Annotated in this window: 22 protein-coding genes and 1 pseudogene; 6 read left to right on the forward strand and 17 right to left on the reverse strand. The window is 56.6% G+C overall.

The window, feature by feature from the left end:
- Positions 1-599, reverse strand: a 599-nt coding sequence (locus P3T22_RS07960) for a hypothetical protein (RefSeq protein ID WP_429324701.1), incomplete at its 3' end; no start/stop codon positions are given.
- A 166-nt stretch (positions 600-765) separates the two neighbouring features.
- Here P3T22_RS07960 and P3T22_RS07965 point away from each other — a divergent pair.
- Positions 766-1,860, forward strand: coding sequence for a DUF4238 domain-containing protein (locus P3T22_RS07965; RefSeq protein WP_429324702.1), 1,095 nt, complete (start codon positions 766-768; stop codon positions 1,858-1,860).
- Positions 1,861-2,261: 401 nt separating this feature from the next.
- On the opposite strand, the gene P3T22_RS07970 is transcribed toward P3T22_RS07965, so the two are convergent.
- The 13 genes and pseudogenes from P3T22_RS07970 to P3T22_RS08030 all read right to left on the reverse strand — a co-directional run bounded on the left by P3T22_RS07970 (position 2,262) and on the right by P3T22_RS08030 (position 16,211).
- Positions 2,262-4,070: a filamentous hemagglutinin gene (locus P3T22_RS07970; protein WP_429324703.1), complete on the reverse strand. Its 1,809-nt coding sequence runs from the start codon at positions 4,068-4,070 to the stop codon at positions 2,262-2,264.
- A 336-nt stretch (positions 4,071-4,406) separates the two neighbouring features.
- Positions 4,407-5,033 carry a tyrosine-type recombinase/integrase gene (locus P3T22_RS07975; protein WP_429324704.1) on the reverse strand — a complete coding sequence of 209 codons (627 nt, stop codon included), beginning with the start codon at positions 5,031-5,033 and terminating at the stop codon, positions 4,407-4,409.
- A 188-nt stretch (positions 5,034-5,221) separates the two neighbouring features.
- The gene (locus P3T22_RS07980) at positions 5,222-5,734 is read right to left on the reverse strand and encodes an NADPH-dependent F420 reductase (protein ID WP_429324705.1); all 513 of its coding nucleotides are present in this window, start codon (positions 5,732-5,734) and stop codon (positions 5,222-5,224) included.
- Positions 5,735-5,736: 2 nt separating this feature from the next.
- Positions 5,737-5,916, reverse strand: a complete 180-nt coding sequence (locus P3T22_RS07985) for an NAD(P)-binding domain-containing protein (RefSeq protein WP_429324706.1) — start codon at positions 5,914-5,916, stop codon at positions 5,737-5,739.
- A gap of 574 nt (positions 5,917-6,490) precedes the next feature.
- Positions 6,491-7,357: an SIR2 family protein gene (locus P3T22_RS07990; RefSeq protein ID WP_429324707.1), complete on the reverse strand. Its 867-nt coding sequence runs from the start codon at positions 7,355-7,357 to the stop codon at positions 6,491-6,493.
- Positions 7,358-7,360: 3 nt separating this feature from the next.
- On the reverse strand, positions 7,361-8,434 hold the full coding sequence (locus P3T22_RS07995; RefSeq protein ID WP_429324708.1) for a ParA family protein: 1,074 nt from the start codon (positions 8,432-8,434) through the stop codon (positions 7,361-7,363).
- Positions 8,435-8,992: 558 nt separating this feature from the next.
- Positions 8,993-10,210 (reverse strand): hypothetical protein, encoded by a 1,218-nt coding sequence (locus tag P3T22_RS08000; RefSeq protein ID WP_429324709.1) that lies wholly within the window; start codon positions 10,208-10,210, stop codon positions 8,993-8,995.
- A gap of 3,550 nt (positions 10,211-13,760) precedes the next feature.
- Positions 13,761-14,060 carry a cyclic-phosphate processing receiver domain-containing protein gene (locus P3T22_RS08005; protein WP_429324710.1) on the reverse strand — a complete coding sequence of 100 codons (300 nt, stop codon included), beginning with the start codon at positions 14,058-14,060 and terminating at the stop codon, positions 13,761-13,763.
- Complete coding sequence (locus P3T22_RS08010; protein ID WP_429324711.1) at positions 14,047-14,568, reverse strand: phospholipase D-like domain-containing protein; 522 nt, start codon at positions 14,566-14,568, stop codon at positions 14,047-14,049. Before P3T22_RS08010 ends, P3T22_RS08005 begins: the two co-directional genes overlap by 14 nt.
- A gap of 262 nt (positions 14,569-14,830) precedes the next feature.
- Positions 14,831-15,028: pseudogene (locus tag P3T22_RS08015) on the reverse strand (sugar O-acetyltransferase); the annotation flags it as partial.
- A gap of 81 nt (positions 15,029-15,109) precedes the next feature.
- Positions 15,110-15,382, reverse strand: coding sequence for a hypothetical protein (locus P3T22_RS08020; protein ID WP_429324712.1), 273 nt, complete (start codon positions 15,380-15,382; stop codon positions 15,110-15,112).
- A gap of 296 nt (positions 15,383-15,678) precedes the next feature.
- Positions 15,679-15,963, reverse strand: a complete 285-nt coding sequence (locus tag P3T22_RS08025) for an H-NS family nucleoid-associated regulatory protein (RefSeq protein WP_429324713.1) — start codon at positions 15,961-15,963, stop codon at positions 15,679-15,681.
- A gap of 5 nt (positions 15,964-15,968) precedes the next feature.
- On the reverse strand, positions 15,969-16,211 hold the full coding sequence (locus P3T22_RS08030) for a hypothetical protein (protein ID WP_429324714.1): 243 nt from the start codon (positions 16,209-16,211) through the stop codon (positions 15,969-15,971).
- A 447-nt stretch (positions 16,212-16,658) separates the two neighbouring features.
- On the opposite strand from P3T22_RS08030, the gene P3T22_RS08035 reads away from it, so the two are divergent.
- Together P3T22_RS08035 and P3T22_RS08040 are read left to right on the forward strand one after the other, a co-directional pair.
- On the forward strand, positions 16,659-18,245 hold the full coding sequence (locus P3T22_RS08035) for a recombinase family protein (RefSeq protein WP_429324715.1): 1,587 nt from the start codon (positions 16,659-16,661) through the stop codon (positions 18,243-18,245).
- A 70-nt stretch (positions 18,246-18,315) separates the two neighbouring features.
- Positions 18,316-19,188 carry a hypothetical protein gene (locus tag P3T22_RS08040; RefSeq protein ID WP_429324716.1) on the forward strand — a complete coding sequence of 291 codons (873 nt, stop codon included), beginning with the start codon at positions 18,316-18,318 and terminating at the stop codon, positions 19,186-19,188.
- A 241-nt stretch (positions 19,189-19,429) separates the two neighbouring features.
- On the opposite strand, the gene P3T22_RS08045 is transcribed toward P3T22_RS08040, so the two are convergent.
- The 3 genes from P3T22_RS08045 to P3T22_RS08055 all read right to left on the reverse strand — a co-directional run bounded on the left by P3T22_RS08045 (position 19,430) and on the right by P3T22_RS08055 (position 21,341).
- Complete coding sequence (locus tag P3T22_RS08045) at positions 19,430-19,786, reverse strand: hypothetical protein (RefSeq protein ID WP_429324717.1); 357 nt, start codon at positions 19,784-19,786, stop codon at positions 19,430-19,432.
- Between the two features lie 261 nt (positions 19,787-20,047).
- Complete coding sequence (locus tag P3T22_RS08050) at positions 20,048-20,533, reverse strand: L,D-transpeptidase family protein (protein ID WP_429324718.1); 486 nt, start codon at positions 20,531-20,533, stop codon at positions 20,048-20,050.
- Positions 20,534-20,600: 67 nt separating this feature from the next.
- Positions 20,601-21,341, reverse strand: a complete 741-nt coding sequence (locus tag P3T22_RS08055; protein WP_429324719.1) for a metallophosphoesterase family protein — start codon at positions 21,339-21,341, stop codon at positions 20,601-20,603.
- Positions 21,342-21,656: 315 nt separating this feature from the next.
- Between P3T22_RS08055 and P3T22_RS08060 the strand changes: the two genes are divergently transcribed.
- From P3T22_RS08060 to P3T22_RS08070, 3 genes are read left to right on the forward strand one after another with little or no spacing between them, the layout of a single operon-like run.
- Complete coding sequence (locus tag P3T22_RS08060) at positions 21,657-22,232, forward strand: hypothetical protein (protein ID WP_429324720.1); 576 nt, start codon at positions 21,657-21,659, stop codon at positions 22,230-22,232.
- Positions 22,222-22,434, forward strand: coding sequence for a hypothetical protein (locus P3T22_RS08065; protein WP_429324721.1), 213 nt, complete (start codon positions 22,222-22,224; stop codon positions 22,432-22,434). The genes P3T22_RS08060 and P3T22_RS08065 overlap by 11 nt, the downstream gene beginning before the upstream one ends.
- Complete coding sequence (locus P3T22_RS08070; RefSeq protein WP_429324722.1) at positions 22,431-22,961, forward strand: hypothetical protein; 531 nt, start codon at positions 22,431-22,433, stop codon at positions 22,959-22,961. The genes P3T22_RS08065 and P3T22_RS08070 overlap by 4 nt, the downstream gene beginning before the upstream one ends.
- The last annotated feature ends 10 nt before the right edge of the window (positions 22,962-22,971 follow it).

The following is a 22,971-nucleotide window of genomic DNA, read 5'->3' on the forward strand; positions in this document are numbered from 1 at the left end:
CAAATTGTCGGCGCCTTCTTGTCATCTTGCTCTTTTTCCTCGTCGATTCCGGATTGTCCTCCTATCGACCTGTCCGAGGAAATTAGACCATCACATGCGACGCACGCCACTACGGCAAATCCTGGAACAAAACCTTTGGCAGGCCCCGGACTGTGGGCCTTCCATCGTAGATTTTGAGCAGCGTTCGGGAACATTACCTCGCCCATTCCCTGTGCGCGCGCAACGTCGTTCTCTTGGCACGTTTGAGCTATGGCACGCCGTAGGGCCTCAAGCGGTTCAGGATAAGAAAAGCCGCCGGAAGCTGGCGGCGTTTCTTTCGGATCGGCTAGCGGCATCATCGTGGCTGTGAACATGACATTGAAAGCCGGCGATCGGCCCACGTTGTTTAGGCTATACCTAAACGTGTATGCCAATCCGTTGTTCTCGTCACGGACAAGTGGCCCTTCCGGTTCCATTTCCAGTGAAACCCAAGGGCGCTGATCAAACTTCATGGACTGCAGTTGATCTCTGGATGCCTTGAACTGATACCAGGACGCCCCCGCGCCCAACAGCGAGCCGATAGCCGCACATAACGCAACCCAGGCCGCCACATAGTCCAACCAGTGCTTGTTCGTCTCACGCCCCGACATAGCGCCCCCGAGTTTTTCGGGAAATCATAAGTGAAAACCGATAGTTAGAGCGTTAGAAAATCGCATAAACTTGTGGCGGCGCCCTTACCTGCCAGATAGCCTCGACGCACTTGCCGAAAATGGAGCACGATACGTCGTGAAACAGCCCAGACCACGGAAGCATCATTATCTGCCGCAGTTCTATCTACGGGGCTTCTCTGAGAAGGGAACGCATCTTTACCAGATCGAGAAGTGCACCGGTAAGTCATTCGGCGCAAGCATCTTGGACACGGCCGCGATACGCGACTTTCATAAGCTGGACTTCAACGGCTGTACGGATCCCGAAGCGCTCGAAAAGTTTGTCTCGAAGGTAGAAGGCCTCATCGCGCCGGCGCTCGACAGCGTCTTGCACGATGAAGCGTTCACGCGCGGCACTCGTGTGTCAATGGACCGCCTCACTTCGATGCTCATGGCCCGGGTACCGGCAACGAAAGATATGGTCGAAGACTCCATCCGGGAGAATGTTCGCTCGGTCGGTCTCTTGCTAGAGAAGCACGGCGGACTCCCTCCGAAGCCGCTAGAGGTACAGGAAGCGCTATCTTTCGAGAACCTCAGAATCGACGTCGGCAACTGGCACGTCATGCAGCATATGTTTGCGCTCGCGTTCGATGAGGACATACTCCGGATAATCGGACGTTGCCAAGCCGAATTGCTGCGCGCTCCCACCGGAAAGCAGTTTATAACTGGCGACCAGCCTGTAGCCCAGTTCAACGCCGACGCCCGCCCAGAAGAATCGGATCCACGAGGCGGTCTAGCCGATCCCGACACAGTGACAACGCTGCCCCTGTCGAGCGAGCTGGCACTCGTCCTATCCAACAACGGACGAGGCAAAGGGCAACGTGCCCGCGAAGCGACGCCTGCGGAAGTCGACGAGATCAATCGACGGACCATAATCATGTCCAGTGACCGGCTATTCGCTTGCTCGATCGACGATTCGGTGCGCCAGCTTCTATTGCGGTACGGGCATTGCACGGCAGGGGCCGAGATCAGGGTCACTCGCACTCCAGACGGCGTTTCACACCATGTGCTGAATATGGTGCCCGTGATGGACCAGCGCCTGTATGAACCACTCGGCGCACGGCAGGCATTTACGCCAATCGCCTCTCGTCCGTACGAGCTACGTCTCAATCGAGGCGCCGTATACCCTATGGTCACCACACACATTAACTTACCGAACGACCGCAAATCGTGAGGCACACAAATGGGCGAGCCGGGGGCGTCCTTGTACGGCGTTCGTTGAGCGCCAATCCGTCAGGGGGCGAACGTCGGTTTAGGTCGATGAAGGAGCGTTTGTCTTCGACAATCGGATGGCCGGTTACGGGGCGGAGCCGACGCCTGAACGTCCGACCGACGGCGCATGTGAATGGCGGTTTGTGGCCGACTGCCGCCCGATGCGGTCGGCCGAACCGACCCGATTCAGCCAGTCGGCCGGGTGCGACCTGCGCGGCTCGTCTCCGAGCACAGCGGACATTCGTGAGGCGAAATCGTTGGCGTGTCCGCGGCCTTTGCGGACGCGTGCCTTGGCAAATTCATGGGCAAGATCATCCCGCGTCGAAAGCTCGCTAACAGCCCTACTGACTGACTCCGCGTGTGTCATTGCGCCAGTTGCCAGCGCAGCACCGGATGCGTCGCGCCAGCAGGCATCGCCCACACCCCGGTCGGGCTGAAGTCATACCCTACGAACGATGTCGGCGTGCTCATCTGGGCGGTGGTCAGCCCGTTCGCCGTGGGAATCGGCGTACCGTATACGACGCTGATTGTGGCGCCCGTGGTGTTGGTGTTCCAGTACACATCGTTCGCAACCGTGCCTGCATTGGACCGCGCGATGCCGATCGGTCCATACAACGGCTGGTTCACCGGACCGGTTGCGAATGACTGGGTGATTGTTCCTGAGTTATCGACGACGAGGGCGGCCCCGCCGCATTGCGTAGCGGTGGGGCGGCAGCCCGGAAACGTTGTAGAGCCGGTTGCATAAGACTGGCTGATCGTGCCACTGTTAGAGCCGACGAGGCCGCCACCGCCCTTAGCGTAATAACCCGACGATACGACAGGACCGGTGGCGAACGACTGGCTGATCAGGCCGCTATTCTCGCCCGCCAGACCACCGAGCACATTCCCCGAGCTCACGGCGGCGCTGCTCGAAGAACGCAGGATCGAGCCGGCGTCGACGCCCACGAGCCCACCGGCTGACGAAAAGTCGACCGGAAGCCCCGCGTTGGGATTTAGGGTCGCCACCGTGCCGGCCGTGCTCACGCGCAGGACAGTACCGTTGTTCAGGCCGGCGAGTAGGCCCATATCGAAGCTCGGGAACCCTACAAGCCCGCTCACGTTAGCCGAGTTCGCCGTGCCCGAAATGTCGAGCTTGCGTACGACACCATGGGTACCGATCACACCGAACATGCCCACCAGTGGCTGTCCGCCCCCGTAAGCCAACAACCCGCCCAGCGTGAGCGAGGTGATCGTATTGCCTTGTCCGTCGAACTGCCCCGTGAACGGTGTGTCGATGTTGCCGATTGGAGCGAAGGGGCTGTTGCTCGTCGCGCTCGCATCGATGTTCCTGCCGAGCGCGTAGTTACCGGTGAGATCGTTGGCGACGTTCGTCAGATCGGTCAAGGAGTTCACAAGCCTGTACGCGGTGATCTGTGTAACGAGGCCGCTGAATGCGGAGGGCATCCATGCCGGGTTGCTCAGTTGGGTACCGGCAACGTATGTGCCGTTCATGTCGTAGAAAGCACTCAGCGCACCGGTGCTCTTCGACCAGTCGAGCATGCCGTTGTTGGTGACGCTGCCGCCGTTGTTGATGCCGGTTCCGTCGGCGCGCAAGCTGAGATTGCCCGCGCCCTGGTTCGCGATCGTCACGCCGCTCCCGATCGACACGTCGCGGTAGGCGGCGAGCGTCAGCGAAGCGGGACCGCTCCAGTTCAGGTTCGATGCGACGTCGATGTCTCCCGTCGCGCCTGTCGCGCCTGTCGTGGTCACCTGGACGGAAGTGCCTGAATTCAGGATGGCGCACAGTGCGCGTGCAGCGGATTGGTCGATCGTGAAGGCGGGCGTCGACAGATTCCATTCGCCCGCATGCACGGCTGCCGTGGCGCCCAACGCCAGTTGTGCCGCGTAGGTGTCGACCGTTCCGCCGCTGCCGTCCGCGTTGGTGACCGTGATCACGCCCGACTGCTCGACCCGCCCGCTGTCGGCGACGAGCCACACATGGCCGTCGCGATTTGGCGTGCCCGTCGCCCGGATGCGCGTGGAGCCCGGTTGGGTAATCACAAGCCCGTTCCCCTGGCCCGCTATTGAACCCGTGCCAGTCACGTCAGTGCCGCCTTGTGGAAGGGTGCCGGCCTCGGGAGTCGCATGTGCAAAGGACAGCCCGGTGAGCGAAATGCCTATGGTGAGCCACATGCGTGCGTTTGACTGCCGACGATGCAGTGCGCGTCGCGCGTGCCGAGGTAGTTTTGGACGTGACATACATTCTCCTTTCCGCTAGATTCCCCAACCGCATCTTGAAGATAGAAGGCAGCGCAGGGAGAGTCGGTAAGGAGATTCCCGGATGAAGTTTGCGAAGCGATTGTGCGAGGGCGCACATTCAAGCGGACGTCGACACGCTAGTCCTGTTGGATTGTCAGTGGAACGGCCGGTTACTGGGGCGGGTCCGACGCATGAGTGACCGAGCGATGGCGTGGATGACAGACCGTTCATGGCCGGACAGTGTCCCCTTACTGTCCGGCCGACGGTGATTCAAGCCTCCGTCTGTTCCGCCATTTCGAGCGCATCGTCGACCTCGATGCCGAGATATCGCACCGTACTTTCCAATTTCGTGTGGCCAAGTAGCAGCTGTACCGCTCGCAAGTTTTTCGTGCGACGGTAAATTAGCGACGCTTTCGTTCGCCGCATGGTGTGCGTCCCGTATGCCGTATCGTCAAGCCCGATCGACCCTATCCAGCGATGCACCAGGCGGGCGTATTGACGCGTCGAAAGATGCGGCGATGCGTGAATGCGACTCGGGAACAGAAAATCGGATGGCGTCAGTCTCGCTAACTTAATCCAGGCCTCTGCGCTATCTCGGGTTAGCTCGGTGATTTCGAACTGAACCGGCCGTTGCGTCTTCTGCTGCATCACCGTTGCCCGTGACGCAACGCGCTGACCAAGACAGATATCACGCACCCGCAGCTTGGTCAGATCGCACGCTCGCAACTTGCTGTCGATGGCCAGATTGAACATCGCAAGATCGCGCGTTCTTGCCGCGAGTTGCAGACGGATCCGGATCGCCCAGATCTCTTTCAGTTTCAGCGGTGGCTTCTGCCCCGTCAACTTGCCTTTATTCCAAGGTACACGCACCGCGCTGAGAACGGCAGTCGCATCCATGACAATCTCCTTTCAAGTGAATGGAGTGCCAGTCTGCGCCGATCACCGCGGACGAAAACCGACCCATAGCCGCTATTGCGACCGTGTTGGCCAAAGGTCCGCTCTCGAGCGCACAACGGACCTCTCGTACTGACCGCGTCTTTCCAGCACGCGGCAACGGACTTCGACAGGTCCGTCGTCGCGTGGCTTCATGCAGGCTGATCGAAACTGCCGGGGCTCTTGTCCGAGGCCGTCCACTGCGAAGTACGAGCTCGCTCCGCCTTCCGCAAGCCGGCCTTCAGGCCTTCCCTGTCGAAGTCCTTCGTATAGACTGGCGTGCCGGGCTGGTGACGCCAGGAGTCGTCGATACCGCCATTATCGACGGCATCGAAACCCACTTCGTTGACGAGTTGCATCACTGCCGCCTTGGCGTCGGCGCTATCGCCCGAGACTGGCAGGGCAATCCGCCCCGGCGTGCCTTCCGGCTTGCCGAGATTGCGCAAATGATCGGCGTAGATGTTGTTGAACACCTTGATTACCGGCCGGCCGATCTGCTGCGCGACCCACGCGCTTTCCATCATCCCGGACTCGATCCCGTCGATGCGGCCATCGCGCTCGCGGGGATAATAATTGCCAGTATCGATTACAACCGTGGTTTCCGGCACGTCGTCGAACAGGCCCGCAGGCAGATCGAGCACCTTCTTTTCGGGAATCGTGACCACGATCACCGCTGCACTGCGGACCACATCCGCGAGTTCGGCTGGTTCGCGCCAGTTTCGCGGGCGACATCGGCGAGCGTATCCGGCCCGCGCGAGTTGCCGATAAGCACCTCGTGCCCATGTTCGACCCAGCGCAGCGCCAGTACCCTCCCTATATTCCCCGCGCCAATGATGCCAATTTTCATACACCCTCCTGTTCTTTCAGTTGACTAAAGCGGGAAGCGCGCAACGGCCATGCCCGTGCGTGTTGACCATCCCCGCGGACTCGCCATAGCCTAGCATCATCCGGGCTGAGATACTGGGCCGTCCCGTCCCGCAGGACGGGCGGCCTGGCCAAACAGCGCATCGCGGATCCAGCCTTCCAGCGGCCTGTCCATGCGCAGCTTGTAATCGCCAAAACGCTTCAGGTTGTGGGTTGGATACGGACTCAGGACCTCCAGGTCTCCGGGCCTCGGGCGAATCGAATGACTCTGGTCGACCCACTTCTGCCGTTCGGCCCAGCACCAGCGCAACGGCCGCTTCCAAAAGTGCAACGGCCATTCGTCCCGTCGAGTGGCCCCGGCAAGTCATCGGCCAAGCCGACCTTCGTTCGGTCACGGATCGACGGCGCGGAATGTCGAAATGACCGCTCCTTAACGGCACGAGCACACTATCGGCGCGCGGGCCGTCCGTACTTCTCCACCTTCGTGCCGCAAACAGCTCATGGCGGGAGCGCATCCGCCCCACGCCGACTCGCCGTGCGCGCCAATCCTACCGCGATCAATTTGCGGTCGGGTTTGCTTCGCGCTTTTCGACCACTAAATTGGCGAGGTCCTCCAGTCCGGCAAGCAGTTCTGCATGACCATCTCCTCCGTACTCTACAAATCTAAGATTGTACGATTTCGTCGCAGCCGACTTTAACGCCTCATGCATTGTGCCCTGACGAACGACTGCATAATGTTGGTGCGCGCTCGGAGCCGTAATGTTTGTGTTTTCTAGCAAGAGCTGAATGTCAGGGTCGCTAAGGCTGTACCCAATAAACAGCAAAGTGTGCGTTATAAACAAAGCGTCAAGTATCTTAAAGAAATTTGGTGACTCCTGGCGCGCTTTAAAATACTGGTGCTTTGTCAGCACCGCTTTAGACGGGTCCGTCACACATCCGTGCGCTTTGATGATCGATCGAACCGGCGAACGAAGATCGTTTATCAAATGCGTTTCGTAATACCGACAGACATTGTATCCCGCGGCAGCGTCCCCCGTTGCACAATACTTCTCATAGATATCATCGTAGTTTGTGGTAACCACGATCTTTGGATCAATCTTCAAGATTGATTTATGCGCACTTGACGCTTGATATCTTGGTGTTACAAACTCCGCTCGCATGATGGCCGCAAAGTCCGCCGGGCTAATTCTCGAACATATGACCTCGGCAGCCTCAAGGTATTGCTTGCTCTCGATGTTATCCGAAGCAAAATCCCTATCGCTCCCTTGCGGCATGGCGCCAAGTAAAAGTCGTAGCAAAGAAGCCCAATCTGGCGGGGATCTGGTTTCGTCAGCACTCGGACAACCTGCAGATACCCCTGATCCCATAAAAACGATGCAGCGCCGCGCGGCGAGTTCCTCTATAAATGATTTATCCCAGTCCATACGCTAGGCGACCACTGAGTTGTTAACGTTAGACATCAGGTTGTCGGCGAGGTGTGTCAATATTGAAACGTATTCGTCGCGCTGCTGAAACTGGGAGCCCACAAGTCCGTCTTGGGATTTCAGCGACATAATAGGCGCTGAGACGGTTTGCGCTAACGGGATCAAGCTGTACAAATGCGGGATATCGCCAAGTTTAGCGTTTGCGAATTCGTTTTTAGAGCCCCAAAAATGTCCCAGCGATTTTTCAACTTCCGCCGGCACATTGTTGATGATTTCCTCATAAGCCTTGGTTGGACGACGAATACCTTGCTTTGATTTTGTAATATATTGCTGAAGTGTATAACCTGAAAATCCATGTTTTATGGACAGCGACGTTGAAATTGGATAGTTCTGGATGCGATTGGGTGTTGCTTTTTCGCATAGAGTCAAAGCATTCTCGTATAGGCCTGTCCACGACCTCAGCCATTCGCCAATATTGCGAATTCCCAATATGCTAAATATGTCCGTTCCCATAGGAGTTACAAAGCGATCACATCCAATCAGAATACTTCGGTTCAGCGCCCCGAGACTTGGGCCAAGATCGAAGAATACCAAGTCGTAACGATTTTGAATGATTCGGCATAGTGCAGTACTCCAATTAGTCTGCCGAATGCCGCCGAGATCACCGCCTTTCAACGAATGCCACGCTGCGCCCAAGCGATCCTCGATGATCGAAAGAGCGGGATGGCCGGGGATCAAATCGACGTGAAATCTATTTTGGCTTGATTTTACAGGAACTATCTTTTCATTGATGTCAGAATCCCCATCCTCAATTTTCTGCAAAATCTCTTTTACGGTTGTTACTCCATTGGTGTCCGCATGGTCCCAATAAAGCGACGTTGCGTAGACCTCTCCCATAATCAGCTGCGTCGAATTGCACTGGGGATCGCAGTCGACGACCAGCACGCGCTGGTTATATTTCGTCGAGAGCAGTGACGCGAGGTTACAGGTCAATGTCGTCTTGCCGACCCCCCCCTTATTGTTGAACATTGACAGAGAAACCATTCCGGACTGCGACTGCGGATTGATAGCCGCCATAGGCACCTCAACGAGTTATAGGTGAACATTCTACTTTCGTTTCGGTCTGAGGAAAGAACCTTACATAGTACACCCCGCGAGGAGCGACTCGCGTTTGCATAACACGCGGCGCGCCAAGTCTTCCTGCGCCCGGCCAGGATGGGTAGTTGCGGTCTTTCGCGCTGGTCCGACGCGGTCATTCAAGACTGCGGGTTGTATAGGGCGATACGACCGCTTGCTTGAGCCGATGACGCGACTGACATGCCCCCCGCACGAAGGTGCGTTGTCTTGGCGGAACCGATGTTCGAATGTCCGCGTGAAAGTCTAGGCCAGTGGCCGGTGGTGGCGGCACTACGTCGCACCACCAAGCGCGACGATTATCTCGGGCGTGCGCCTCATGCAAAAGGCATAACCCGAGCCGAAGCGAACCTCTGCGTCGCATAGGAACAGACGTCCGGGTATTACTGGCCTATGTTCGTTCATCTGTTGCGAACTCTTGTCGCGCCGCAACTCCCGCAAGAACCAGACCCAAAGCTCAGCGCCGACGATGTATCCGGCCGCATATCTGAAATGCGGCTGTCAATCAAGTTCATTGGATTGAAGCAGTGTCCCCTCTCTTATTTGGGCTTTTTTTGCACAAATTAATGATGCATGTTCTTCGCTTATTTTAATATTTGGATGCGTAAGTACCAATCCATGTTCTGTCAGAATTGATAATGCTGATCGCACCAACTGCGCGCTCACTTTCGCGCTTACTACAAGAACATCAACTCGAGCCATCGGGAAGCCTTCCCGCAAAACAAATTCCTCATTCACTTCGAACCATGCGACCGGCAGCCCGCCTGCCACTCCGGGTAGCAATATTTCATCGCGTATCCGGCCGTTGTCTTGCGCCAATCGGAATTTTCCAAGGGTATCGCTCAATACACACATGATCGGCGTTCGGGAGCGCGACATTCTGCCAGGAAGGCGATCTAGTAGCAGCTTTGCGATTTGCTCTTGATCATTGTGAAACCAAAATCCGCCGCCTCCATTTACCTCAATTACTCCTTCTCCCTGAGAAAACGGACGCCCGATATCTGAGCAAACAATATCAACGCCCAAGACGGATCGCCCCATGGATAATCCAATTCTCTCAACAAAATCCCTATTGAGTGAGTGAATTAAATTTGTGCAATCCACCCAATTCGTCGTGGGCGGAGAAATTACTACACCCAACCCACTTTCAGGAGTGTCGTCGAGACTGATATTTTGCGGTATTAGTAAATTTTCAAGCCTTAATCGCCTCCATTTTGATTCAGTGACCTCCTTTGGTACGAGGTTCTTCAATTTTTTCACACCGTTTCCTGTAATGACATCGGGGCGCCCCGATGACACGCGGACACATACACCGTCGATGACCAAGGCTCGGAAATATGCCCCGGTAAACATGCGCTCCACAATAAGCGTGCCCCTGCCAAAATGATGCCTGAGGTGCCCCCATGCTGTTGCGAGAGTGGCCGAATCACGTATACCATGAACTACGCTTTCACTATTCGAGCCGAGCGGATGTTTCAGTGCTACAGGGTAGCCTAATAAGGCCGCCGATTTTTTGGCATCTTGGAGAGAACTGACTTCGATCGCAGGCGGGCATGGGACTCCGATCTTATTCAGCAATGATCTTCCAATATTTTTGTTTGCCCCAATCAAAAATGATGTAGCCCCATCAATCTCGAATACGTTTCCGATTAATGAACTTCTCCATTGTCCTTCCCCGAACACGATGCTTGGCAATTTACCAAGGAAATCCATTTGCACAGAAACGTGCCGCCGTCGAGCCTCATTAATTAATGGCGCCAATAAGCGCCACTTTGACGCCTCGGAGAAAGCCCTTTTCTCTAGGTGACGCTCTATGTTGAACCCGGTTCCTCTTTTGTCAGGTCCTTTCCAGTAAGCCGTGGCTAGGCGCTCTCCCACGACTTTGATACTCGGACATGGCGGACATTGGAACCACGCATATGTTCCATCAAGCACTTCCGTAACGCCTGTCCCTGCCGGAACCCCCGTTCCAAGCACAAAATCGGTCGTGAGGCTAGCAACGAACTCTCGTGCGTTATGGTCGTCCGAAACATCTCTTCCATCGTGTTGCCTGAAGTTTAGCCGCGAACTAGTAGTGCAAGCAGCGGCAGTTGGTGGCAGGCTGAATGCAACGCACGGAAATGGGCTAAACAGTGATGGGCCTGTGTAGGCCCGTATCGTTGCGGTCGACATTTAACCCGGGCATCCTTGCATGCCAGTGTCTTCCGTTGAAGCGCACCCTGGCCGAACTGGTTGGGGCGACGGGCTTGGCGACGGGTCGGGCGTGGGATCGTCGTCGGCAGCAACAGCAAACTTGACTAGTTCCGCAGCGGGTATCCTGTAGAGGACACGGTCAGAACCTCGGAACTGTACATATTCTCGCGCTTGATTCATGGCATTCTCCTTGAGATAACGGGCTGAGTTTGCTTACCTGCTCCAAAGACGTCTAAGGGAAATCCCAGAACGTCATATAGGTTGCAATGTGCGATGGGGGAACATTGCCGCAACCCGGGCACGGGCAGACATGCGGTGCGGTTTGGCTTTCGGAGATGATCGCGCAGCTTGGGACATGTATCGGATAGGGCTGACAGTCAAGTTGTGCGGTGATCGACATATCTGCATTTTGCTGTTGCGCCGAGACGGTTACCGTTCGTCTTATGCGTGGAAGCGACGCGTTGCACTGCCCGCGGTTGCCGTAGACGGGTGTCTGCGCCAATGCAGAGTCGTTCAAAAGGAAGTAGATAACCAGAAAAGAAAGTGAAGCGAATCGAGAATGATGTATACGGATTCTCATTCTCTTTTTTGCTTTTCCCCTGCAAGGATGTTGATCGTCGAGGACGAATAAACTCGCTGCGAAGTGGACGCCAATCAAGAAACCCGCAAGCAGAAGGGCATTGCGCATGTTGCGTCCCACCTTTCTTCGTTTTTGGGTTGCCGTCCGGAACGTCTTGCCGGTTTTCTCCGGACACTGGCAATAGCAGGGAGAATAGGTCGCCGTCCTACTTCTTGCGAGGATGTCCGGTGCCATATGTACGGGAACGCACATATACAGTGAGACCGCTGGCACGCGACTCCTGTCGCGAAAGGGTTATCGAGTTCAGAAGAGACGTTCGAGCGTCAGCTTCAATGTGCAATTGAGTAAACTCAATGACAACGGATTCCGGGGGGCAGAGGCCGCCCTCACCCTTAACCGATGCTCGCGAGCGGCTTGTAGGCCGATCTGAGAGGTTGATTTTTCCCCGAGCAGCTCACGAACGCCGCTAAGCAAGTTTTTCAACGCTATCGGCCGATCTCGGAACGTCTGTTACTTCGACCCGCTCCGGCCATCGTTGATTGGCGTACTTACTCGGACGGTAGAACGTCCGCTCGGCCGCGGCTACAGGACCGTCGAGCGAGCGCCAGTTGGCGCGCCCAGCCGACTCAATCTTGCAACGCGTGGTACGGACATCTAGACTGGACTCCGGAGCAAGATCACCCAACCACAAGTCTCGAACAATGGGAGTCGCTATGCGATCGATTCTTCTTGCCGCTTGTTTGTGGTTTTCGGTTAGTGCTTTTGCAGGGCTGTGTTCAAGATTTCCAGACAAAAGTAGCAGCGCGTTCGATTCGACTCAAAGCATAATAACACTCCCGTGGCGAACCGATTTTCCGACATCGGCTCCTTCGACGCTCCACGCTTGGCAAAAGCCCGGTATTTCGTTTAATGAGGACTGGATTAGCTACATTGAGGCGGTTCTCAGTGAAGTAAGAGCCTCCGGAATTAAAGTAACAAATAACTCGATTACTATGCCCTCAACGGCGCCTTGGTGGATAACACCTTGGATGGATGTCGGTCGTACAGGTCGTGAGCCTCTGCTCGGCTTAACGACAGAGCGTAGCCCTGATCCCGGCGACCTCTCTCCAAACTCCGCGGGCGGTTTGCAAACTCTTGCAATTGGCTGGTACAACGCAGAAGGGGCAGTCTCACTGGGCGAAGTGTTCCGGGATCCGTGCGATCCGAAGATCCCCATGATTCCTGGTGGAGCTCGGTGGACGTTCAAGGATCAAACCGCCTCATTCAAATTTCTATTCACGACAGCCTCGATCGGCGAAGTGAAGTATTTAATCGGCGCGCCCACTGTCCAAGCTATGATTTCCGGACAAAAGACGCTACTTCGTCTACTCCAGGTCGACGTCGCTGTTCGGGACCCGAGGGCCGCAGATACCTCATGGGTATTCGGAACTTTCGTTTGGATCGGCCCCCCCAAGGGTGACGGCCTTTTCGACAACCTGGTGCCAGTTGGTTTGATGTGGGGCAACGATCCAGGTTCGCAGGCTGAGAAGTTAAGCGAGTTCGCCACGCTACACCAGTCAGAACTCAACTCTGCGCTCGCAGGGCAGGTCTGGCAGGCAGGTGGTTCCGGTTGGTCGGAGAGACCCTTTCCCGGTTTCCAGGGGCGGCTTAACGGTCCAGCGGACAATTGGAGGTCGTCTTGCATGGCATGTCACGCCGCTGCACAGTACCCTCGTAATCAAACATTAGGCGCGCCACCGCGAGGCATCAAGGCTACTGACCAGATATCCCCGCAGCAGATTAGCGCAATCTTCGCGCGCTATTTCGTAAACGTCCAAGGCGGCCATCTGATCGATCCTCAGGCGGATCAAGCGACGCCAATAAGAGCGCTTCCACTAGACTACTCGTTACAGTTGCAAACCGCATTCACGAGAATTTGCGAGGCATGCGCAAGCGGCGACTTATCAGGCACCACCCCAACGATATGCCGAACTGCGGCGCCCCCAATTTCGACGGCGACCTGCCCCAGCAAAACTTCTACCACGTCCAGGACATTGCTGAAGGCCCTCGTCTCACCGAAGGGCAACCTTAACGACGCGCTGCCGAGGCAATAAAGCTAAGTTTTACGCGAAAAGATGGAGACCAGATCGAATCCTTTGATGGAGTAAGCGGAGCACCGGTTTTTTCGGGTACTACAAAATTAAGCACGGTATGGTTTGCCGGCGTGGCGATCCGGGGAGGGGCGTCGGCCGGTGAGGTTCGGTTCCTTGAGCGCGAATGGATATCTGGCGTGTGCGCGCTAACTCGAATCATCAACAAGGACGTAGTACCCGCGAACGACTAAAGAGCGCGGAAGGGCCGTTTTATGAGGGCTAACGGACGTCCCACACTGCCGTCAGTGGCCTCGCCGAACGACGGTTCATGGCCGATCGGCGACGACCTGTGATCGACGTGCTTCAGGCAAACAGGCAATGGAACGTAACGTCGCTGAGATCAGCACGCCGCGGGCCGATCGACTTAAACCTCGCGCTGGCGCAGATAAGCCTCGAGCAATCCCTCGATGTTGCCCTTGCCGACGGGATTCGCGCTATGAACTGAGTAAGCGAAATCGGCAGGGATGAATCCGCCGCCAGCATCGAGGTCCATCGATACCAGCTTCTTGGCCACAACCATTGCAGTGTCATCACCGCCCAGGTCATGGTCAAAGGAAATTTCGAAGGGACAGCCGCGAGCTTCGAGAACTGTGATTGCCTCAAAAGACGTACGTGCGATTACCCAATCGGGTGCGACGGGGTCACGGATATCATCGATAAACAAGCGGTATCGGGTTTCCACTTTTATCGATCCTCGGAGCCTGGTAGTGGCGACATCTGCGGTCTAAACGCGCCAGATACGCTACGAGCTGCTGGTGCTGAGCATCTCCCTTGATGCCGGCAACACCGTAAGATAGCTCCTCATTCGACGTAAGCGCAGCCTCCGTGATGTTAGCGGACCCCACAACTGCAGAGTACCGATCGGCCGCCTCAAAGTAGTACAGCTTGGTGTGGAGATATGTTTGCGTGTGATCTACGATGATGTGCTCAACGCCGAGTTTGGCTAGCCCATCGGCGGCGTCCTGTTCTGTGTGTTTGTCGTTCGAATAAAAGATGACGCGGGCTCCGCGATCGACGGCTTTTTTCAGTTCATCTGCAAGCGCTTTGATCCCACCGTACTTTAAATGACCAGAGCACATCGAGATGATGTGGGCGTTGATTAACTTGTTCTTGATAGCTGCAAGATGACCGTCCTTGCCCGTCTTCGATTGATTCCAGATGAATGTCGACATAGGTTGATTATTGTTTATTAGCAAGCACCTGCCCCGAAGCGAGGTGTCGGAAAGAAGCCGGGCGTATCGTTGGCGATCTGCGCAGCGCGGGGGCGCCACTTATGGAAGTCGAACGATTGTAGACGTCGCGATAACGTCGGGTGAGCCTTTCGTGTCTAGACAGCCATGCGCCAAACAAAGCAGATCCAATGTTTGTTGGCATGGGACAACCGCCTGGTCGGCCCCAGCCTACAATCGATGCGAGCACTTCGGCCAAAGGCGACGGTGGTATCAATAAAAAGCTGTCGTCCACCTTCTTGCCGATGAGATCGCTGAACAAGGCCCGGACTTCATCGGCATCGTTGAATGTCTACCGATTGAGAGTGGCGGTGATCACCCGCGCTCGTTTGACGTTTGCTGACATGGCCGCTGATTCCGGCGTTCTCCTCGGAATTATCTTGGTGCGATCATCATTCGCCATTCCGACCGGTACGGCCGCTTATGTGCGGCCGTTTTCACGTTCTGCACGCAGTGTGCGGACTGAATGTCTCTGATTGACTTGCTATTGAGTTGCTGTGAGTTTGAGTCCCGGCCTCGACACCAGTGAGGTTTCGTGTTGACTTTTGCGCTGATCGACTACCTGCTCGATGCCGTTCTTAATGACCTCCTCGCAAAAGGCTAGACGTGCACGGTAGTAATCCGCATGCAATTGCGCATCGAGGATGCGCTGCTCTGCCTGGAAAAGCTCCAGACGCAGGTCCCGCAACGCTTTCTCGGCTTGTTTCTCCGGGGTGAGTGCGTTGTGCACAGCCCAGTTCGAGATCCATCTCAGCATGGCGAAGTCCTCCTGTCGTTGGATGCTCGTCCTCTGCCACAATAAAGCCTATCAAAATACGAGACAGGTGTGTATTAAATAATGTTTGAGCATTACCTGTGACAAAAACGACACACTTCTCTTTCGAAGTATTGATATTGCATACACGGTCCTTCGCGGCGAACGCCGTGCCCTACCGCCACCGGAAGTTCGGCCAGTAACCCGCAAATGCTCACTGGCAGGGGACCCGAAAGAGATAGTCGACCTGCTCTATAACGGCCACTCCCTGAGTTGCACCCGCCGGGAACGTCGATTTATTACCGACGAACGATAAGAAACTCCTTCGAGTCCTTCCCTAGCAACCAGACAGGGCGTGCGCCCCATCCAGTCCAGGTTTGCCCCGTTTCCGGATTTCTGTATCGCGGCGGTGCTGGAGTCCGTCCTCGCTTGCGTCCGACGAGTTCACTTGGCGTGATGCCGTAGTCCCTCATCAAGCCGCGGATCTGCTCAATAGCTGCGACGCGTTCAGTACGCCATGCGAATTGAATCCGTTTATCGAGCGCGGCAAGGTCAGATACAAGTTCCAGGTAAGTCTTGTTCATCGCACTTATTGCAGGTTTTTCGCGAGTTGTGCACGCAAGGTGTTGGCCATCTGTTGAAGAATATCCGGCAGCAGAACCTGTGCGTCAAGCGGACCGACTACTGAGTATCCCGAGCCCGAAACACCGTCGATGACTATGACGGCTGCGCAGCGTGCGCCAGTCGACTGCCGGACGTGATTGCAGGCAGCTTCGAATTGACCCGCCGCTTCACCACCTGGCTCGACCTTTGCCTCAATTTTGCCGATCATGAGATTCTCCGCGTGTCCAGATGGGCCCGTGGAACATTCTAAGCCCACCAATCGGAATGGACGTTGCTTCCGGCCACCAACAGGTGGTCCACGGGGGCACTATGCCACTGGAACGTGGCGCTAACGGATAACTGCAATGCGTTACCTTCTGAACGATTGCTCAGCGCGAACTCGTTCACCCAGCGGAGTGAGGCAGAGATCGGCAGGTTCCTGCCGGACGCTGGCCAGCAACTCGCCATGCTCGTTGCGACTGGGGATTCGCCGGGCTGCGAAAACCTGGCAGGTGCAACTGGCAGCCAGGCATCTGATGGGTTGAACTGCCATTGCTTGCCGGACACGGCTTGCCGCACGCGTGAAGCCTTGTTATCGCGAGGACACCAATCTAGTGGCCTTGACTTTCAAGGCTGCATCGCTATCACTAATCATTGTTGTCAACCGGTAAGCCGAATGCCGTCCACCCAGGACCGTCGGTCTGGCTTCACCGCACCGATACGTGCCGCGCAATACGTGCGCATGTCTACCGACCATCAGCAATGCTCCCCGATTTTCCAGAGGCAGGCGATTGCCGAGTACGCGGCGGCTCACAATATCCGCATCGTTCGGGACTATGAGGATGCCGGTATCAGTGGCCTCACGCTGCGCGAGCGCCCGGCACTCATCCGGTTGCTGGTGGACGTTGAAGATCCAGCCCGCAAATTCACCACAATATTGGTCTACGACGTAAGCCGGTGGGGGCGATTCCAGGACGTTGATGAAGCTGCGTTCTACGAATACACCTGCCGCCGTGCCGGTGTGAAAGTGATTTACGTCGCCGAGCCATTCGAGAATGACGCCAGCCCGACAACATGCGTCATGAAAGCGCTTAAGCGCGCGATGGCGGGCGAATTCAGTCGCGAAATTTCGCGCAAGGTTTTCCTGGGCCATTGTGTCAACGTCCAGCGCGGCTATCATTCCGGCGGGCCGCCCGGCTATGGTTTGCAGCGTATACTGGTAGACGCCAATAGCGGCACCCGCCGACCGCTGGCACCGTATCAGTACAAAAACCTCCAGACCGACCGTGTGATCCTCGCGCCGGGGCCGCCGCATGAAGTGGCCATCGTGAGAAAAATGTTCGAGTGGTACGCCGCCCGAGGGACTACTGCTACGGATATAGCGCGCCGGTTGAATGACTTCGGTATCTGCAACGGCGCGGGCCGACCATGGATGCCCCGGAATATCCTCCAGATCCTACGCAACGAAAAATACATCGGGACCAACGTCTACAGCCGGACCTCTTCGAAGCTGGACGCACCATGGGAGCAATTGCCCACAGCGGAATGGATACGTGTAGCCAGTGCCTTTGAGCCCGTGGTCGGCAATCAACTCTTTGCGGCCGTTCAGCGCAAGCTCACCCGCATCAGACAGATTCCCAGCCGGCACGAAATCGTCTCAGGCCTGCGCAAGGTCTTCGAAAAGACCGGCATCCTGAACCAGGCAACGCTGCGGCGCTACCGAAGCGCACCCTCAGTTGAGCGCATCATGCAGGAATTCGGCAGCCTGTATGAAGCGTACGAGGAAGTCGGATACTCACCTCGCCTGAATCCTGAGCGATCGCGGAACAGGTATGTCGAACGACGAACGGAGCTTTCAATAGCCGATATCACGGCGGAGAAGTTGCAAGGGTTGGGACACGACGTCAGGTTCGAAAAGCATACCAATGTCATGTGTGTGAATAACGCGCTCCGACTGCAGCTTGTGGTGAGGAGTTCATGGCTCATCCACGGGCATTCACCGTATTGGGTTGCGCGCTGGCCAGACTGCTTCGCCATCGACTTTCTGGTGTACGCCCGCATTGAGCGCGCGAACCCGAAACTGCTCGACTTTCACGTCTTTCCTCGAGGTAGCCTCACGCCCGGCGCGTACACCGTGATTCACCGAAACGGCGCTTCGAGATTTGAAGATTTTCGACGCCTCGATCTGAAGTCGATCGTCGAACTTTCTGACGTGGTTCCCCTGGAAGTGCTGAGTCACGCCCCACGTGCTGGAGCCACATGAATCCCCCCACCTCAAAGTCCGGCTTAGAAGGCACGGCGGCAAGAGTCTGCTCACGACATCCGGAGGCAGCGTGCACGACGTAGTGGGGGCACCGGAACAATCCCGGAACAGGCAGGCAGCGCGCAAGCCCGCTGGGATCAGGATACGGGAAGCGATCAAGGAGGAGTGTGAACGACAACGTGCCGCACTCGCGCGTAAAGAAGCGGCAGACGCCCAAATAACGCTGCTGGGAAGTATTCTCGGAGAACTGTTATCTCAGGCCGACTTCGTTGCCGTGCTCGAGGTCGCAGGATTCACAGCCATACCCCGTCTCGTTCAGCAGCGCCTGCAGCCGAGATTCCCGGAAACCCGAGCTGTTCCGGCGAAACAGGACACGGGTTCAGATACCACGCCTTACAAGCAAGGAAACGCGGTCGATGCCTCTGAGGACGCCGCTGCGATCCCCGCGGGACAAACGCTACCCGCAAGGACAATTCAGGCACTTGGCCGGATGGTGCCGGTGCGCCGGACAGCCGTCGCCAATCTGATGAATGCCGTGGATAACCTGACGGGAGACTTTGCCCATGCGCTTCTGGCGGCTACACCCGAGGGCATGAGAGTAACCGTCGCGCGGTCGGAACGAGTCGACAGCAGCCGTGCGAGGAGCTTCGCGAGGATTGAAAAGCGACTCATGGGCTTACACGCGAAAAACCAGATGCTGTCCGCTGGACACAACGACAATCTCCGCTATCTGGCGGTCTGCGCCAGCTACGTCCGTGGCTGGACTCACAATCGTCACATAGTCGCCTGGCTGCGTTTGCATTATCCGGTTCACGCCGCATCGCTTGAGCAGATCGCACAGGAAGCTGATTGTGCAAAAGAGCCGAAGCGGGCAATGAAGCTGCCTTACCCAACGGAGTCCGCCCTTGCTTACACTGAACCAAGCAACCGCTGGCGCTGCTGATACCTTCCGGCAGGTGGCACAGTGGCAAAGCGTCGTGTCGAACGGACTCGAATGAATCTCGTACCGGGTGGCACAGCAATAGCATCCACCTGTCAGCATCGAATCCCTCGACTTATCGTTCTTGAACAGATTGTCGGCAGTCTAGGGCAGCTTGTCGAAGTGACCGAAACTGGCCGCTTCGATACCGTCAGTGTGTTCTCTTTGCCGGCCGGGTTGATCGTTTGCTGAGAGGGGAACAGCATCATCCTTGGCGCAGATGCTCAGTACAAACGTCGAGCATGCCCCGTACCGTCGGCGAACGATAGTCCAGCCTCCAGCCATCCACAAACAGCTTGACGATCTCTTTGGCGTCCCTGAAGTAAGGGAATACAAGAAATTGCGGCGCGATGGCGGCCGACATCCATGCAAGCTTTGCACAATCAAGCCAATCGCACTGTGCGGAGTTCGACGCCGCCCACATCCGCGTGGCCTCCACCGCGTGGTCGGTTCGTAGCCAATCGCCAGTGCTTGCGTGGCCGACGAGCTGGGCCATTACGAGGAAGCAGAGGAGGTCGACGCGTTCCGCGCAGTCGAGTTTGTGTGCATTGTCTTCCGTCATTTTCATCTCGGTCTTGGTTGCCTCGTGCAACCATCATAACCGCACTGGTCTACTCAAAACGAACCATCTAGCCGTCAGCCATAAGTGGGGCAAAGGATCCCGGGGCAATACAGGTAGCCAGCGAGGGAGCGTCCCCAAATTTGCAGCGAGGTGTTCTGGAAGTTCAGCAGCCTCGAATTTCCGTAGCCGACCCACAAGGGACAATCATGTTGCTCGATAGCGGGCAAGCAATACCGGAAAATCGACTGATTGCATTGCGCCTCACTCTTCGATCAGAACGCGGGTTCTTGATTCGACAAGATCAAATAGCTCGACGATGTCCGCATTTCGCATTCTTATGCAACCGTGAGATGCGGGAATCCCCATTGGCTCAGTGTCAGGGCAACCGTGAATATAGATATAACGTCGCATCGTATCTACTTCGCCTAACCGGTTTCTTTCTACCTCACAACCGCACAGCCATAGGATCCGGGTTAATATCCAGTCGCGTGCTGGAAACTTGCTTGCGAGTTCGGATGAATAGACTTCGCCGGTTGTTCGACGTCCGGCAAAAACGGTACCAACTGGGCAGAAGGAGCCGATCTTCGCTCGAATTACGTGGTGACCGCGAGGAGTACAGCCGCTCCCCATTCGTTCGCCAGCACCATTTTTTGCGCTAGAAATAGGATAGGTACGCACCGACAATCCGTCCCGTATGAAGGTCAAGGATTGCCTGGGGAGATTTACGGCAAGCAGCAAACTTGGCATGGAGTATTTTTGCCTCCGGGCTGGAGAATTGTTCTAGCGGTTATCGGCCGATTTCAGACGTGAAGATTCAGCTTCCGCAACGACCGCTGCGAAGAGCAACTGCCCAATCGTGTCGTCCGTTCTTCATCGCGGTCGCCGACGCAGCGTCCCAGTCATATTTAATGGCACGAAACTCGACCGTCCAATCTGATCCGATCCCGGTCACGAATGCATATCGTGCGTAAGGCGAGTGCATTTCCATGCGATGAGGGAACGGCCGGTCATCCTCATAAGCCTGAAGGCCGACGCTGCCCGGGTTCACAATCAAGCGCCCGTCATCGAGTTTCATCGAGTGCTGCAAATGAGTATGACCACAAAGAATCAGCTTCGAAGTCGCATTCCCCGCGCGACATTTGACTTCCGCCGGCGTCGCCTCCCTGCATCCAGAGTGGGTTACGGTTTCCAGAAAATAGGTCAAGTCGTCTTCGGGCGTCCCGTGGACCAAGAGAATGTCTTCGCCAACAGACAGTGTGCTGGGCAAACCTGCGATCCAGTCCAGTTGATCCGGGCGCAGGCGATCGAGTGCCCAGCGGTCGGATTGGCCCATATGCTCCCGATAGCCGGTAAGTACCTGCCTTTCATGATTGCCCCGGATAGTGGAGAGACCGAGAGACATCAACCGGTCTGCCGTCTCACTCGGATAAAGCGCGCCGGAAAGAATGTCGCCAAGGTTAACGATCAGGTCCGCACCGGCCGAACGAATATCCGCCAGAACAGCATCGAGTGCGGCGAGGTTGCCGTGGATGTCAGATAGCGCAGCGATTTTCATAGCGACAACGAATAAGGGGCAACGATGGTCAGATTGTCGCCAATCTGAACGCGTCGGTCCAATGACAGGTTGTGGCCGCTCTAAGCCGCTCAGCCGCCTACCCAGCCAAGCAAGCTCCTTCCTCAGCTTAACGTGCTTTTTTCCCGTTTTCTGAAGCGCACGCGATAACGCGCCCCCAGCGGACTATGCACCCGAAAGCGGCTTGCACTCTCGCGTGCCGTCCTCTTTCAAAACACGATCTGCATTTGCATGCTCTTCCACCAAATAGGGCGTCGTGAAACGAGAATGTATTGAATCGCAATCGATACTCGCTCCATGCCCCGCCCTCCCGATCCCGCTCGACTCGACGCCATCAAGGCCATCCGCGAATGCATCCTCGAACACGGTCCCGATGAAGGCCCGCGCCGTGCGCGCCTCAAGTTTCAGGATATCCCCGCACCAACCTGGCATCGCTGGGTCCAGATGACACGTGACGAAGACAGGAACCTCGTAGAAGAGGCGGCGGCGGCTGTACCTCAGTTGGGTCAGCAGCCGGTTCCATTGGCTGAGGGCGACCACCTCGCCATGCGCCGCGCGATCGACTTCTACAGCGAGTTCGACGCAATGGTCGCGGATACTCAGCTATTGGCCAGCTATGCCGTCGCCAAGAACGACGACGGTACGCGTCGCGTCAAGAACCCACAGATGCTGGCGCTCTCGCACCGAATGCGCGCGACTAACCTGTCGCTCGCCATGAAGTACTCGGAGATGGTCTGGAGCGTCGAACGGCTTGAGCAGATGCACGATGCGATTGCCAGCGCCATCCTTCAGGCGGATTGCGAAACCGGCGCCCGCGTTTTCGCCGCAGTCCAAAACGTGCAGCGCCGTTGGAACCTCCACCGTGACGCTTAACGCCTGCGGCTTCCCCTTGGATGACTTCGCCGCGCATCTCGCGGACATGGACGCCGACATTGCACTGCTTGAGCAGGACGGCCATCCGACGAAACGCCTGAAGCGCTCGATAGCGGGATTGCGCCGTCAGTTGGATACATCGGCGGCAATCCGGCGCGATCGCATTGGAAAAATGCCTCGCCCGAATGGCGACGATCAATGACGCCCCCCAGCCTTAAGCCCGAGTACTTCGAATTTGCAGAGTTGCCGGGCGTGAAGCATTTTCGTTGCGATCGCTACAACGCGACGTTGAGCGTGGACGCATGCGCAGGCATGTGGCGCGACGGTAACCATGCGCTGACCGAGAAGCGCATGCGCTGCAAGGTATGCCCTGTTGGGGCGATGCATGCCGGCAAACTCGACGCGAACCCTTCTCCGTTACGGGGACTCAAGATCTGCGCACGATGCCACGCAACGGCATCGCGGCTCATCGGCAGGCATCTCTGCATTAGCTGCTACAACCGTCAGCGCGAGCAGCTTATAGGCAAGAACGCGAAAGGAACTAAACCGGTGAAGCTCGCGCCGCTGCAACGCCGGACCGTCAGCTATATGGCCGGCGGTAAGCTTAAGACTAAGACCGTCGACCGGTCGCTCGATGCAACAGAGGTCATCATCGCGGTCTTGCGCGACGAGGAGGATTCCGTGCGATTCCGTTGGCAGCCGCCCGCAAAATTGCAAGCGCTGCTTTAGATTGAGGAAG

It is taken from the genome of Paraburkholderia sp. GAS348 (assembly GCF_050434205.1).
In the GTDB taxonomy this organism is placed as follows: Bacteria; Pseudomonadota; Gammaproteobacteria; order Burkholderiales; family Burkholderiaceae; genus Paraburkholderia.

Coding starts and splice junctions, on each gene's coding strand:
- P3T22_RS07970 (WP_429324703.1), bottom strand. CDS start 4,070: ATGTGGCTCACCATAGGCATTTCGCTCACCGGGCTGTCCTTTGCACAT.
- P3T22_RS07975 (WP_429324704.1), bottom strand. CDS start 5,033: ATGGATGCGACTGCCGTTCTCAGCGCGGTGCGTGTACCTTGGAATAAA.
- P3T22_RS07985 (WP_429324706.1), bottom strand. CDS start 5,916: ATGAAAATTGGCATCATTGGCGCGGGGAATATAGGGAGGGTACTGGCG.
- P3T22_RS07990 (WP_429324707.1), bottom strand. CDS start 7,357: ATGGACTGGGATAAATCATTTATAGAGGAACTCGCCGCGCGGCGCTGC.
- P3T22_RS07995 (WP_429324708.1), bottom strand. CDS start 8,434: ATGGCGGCTATCAATCCGCAGTCGCAGTCCGGAATGGTTTCTCTGTCA.
- P3T22_RS08010 (WP_429324711.1), bottom strand. CDS start 14,568: ATGTCGACATTCATCTGGAATCAATCGAAGACGGGCAAGGACGGTCAT.
- P3T22_RS08020 (WP_429324712.1), bottom strand. CDS start 15,382: ATGCTGAGATGGATCTCGAACTGGGCTGTGCACAACGCACTCACCCCG.
- P3T22_RS08025 (WP_429324713.1), bottom strand. CDS start 15,963: ATGAACAAGACTTACCTGGAACTTGTATCTGACCTTGCCGCGCTCGAT.
- P3T22_RS08030 (WP_429324714.1), bottom strand. CDS start 16,211: ATGATCGGCAAAATTGAGGCAAAGGTCGAGCCAGGTGGTGAAGCGGCG.
- P3T22_RS08035 (WP_429324715.1), top strand. CDS start 16,659: ATGCCGTCCACCCAGGACCGTCGGTCTGGCTTCACCGCACCGATACGT.
- P3T22_RS08045 (WP_429324717.1), bottom strand. CDS start 19,786: ATGACGGAAGACAATGCACACAAACTCGACTGCGCGGAACGCGTCGAC.
- P3T22_RS08050 (WP_429324718.1), bottom strand. CDS start 20,533: ATGCCAAGTTTGCTGCTTGCCGTAAATCTCCCCAGGCAATCCTTGACC.
- P3T22_RS08055 (WP_429324719.1), bottom strand. CDS start 21,341: ATGAAAATCGCTGCGCTATCTGACATCCACGGCAACCTCGCCGCACTC.
- P3T22_RS08060 (WP_429324720.1), top strand. CDS start 21,657: ATGCCCCGCCCTCCCGATCCCGCTCGACTCGACGCCATCAAGGCCATC.
- P3T22_RS08070 (WP_429324722.1), top strand. CDS start 22,431: ATGACGCCCCCCAGCCTTAAGCCCGAGTACTTCGAATTTGCAGAGTTG.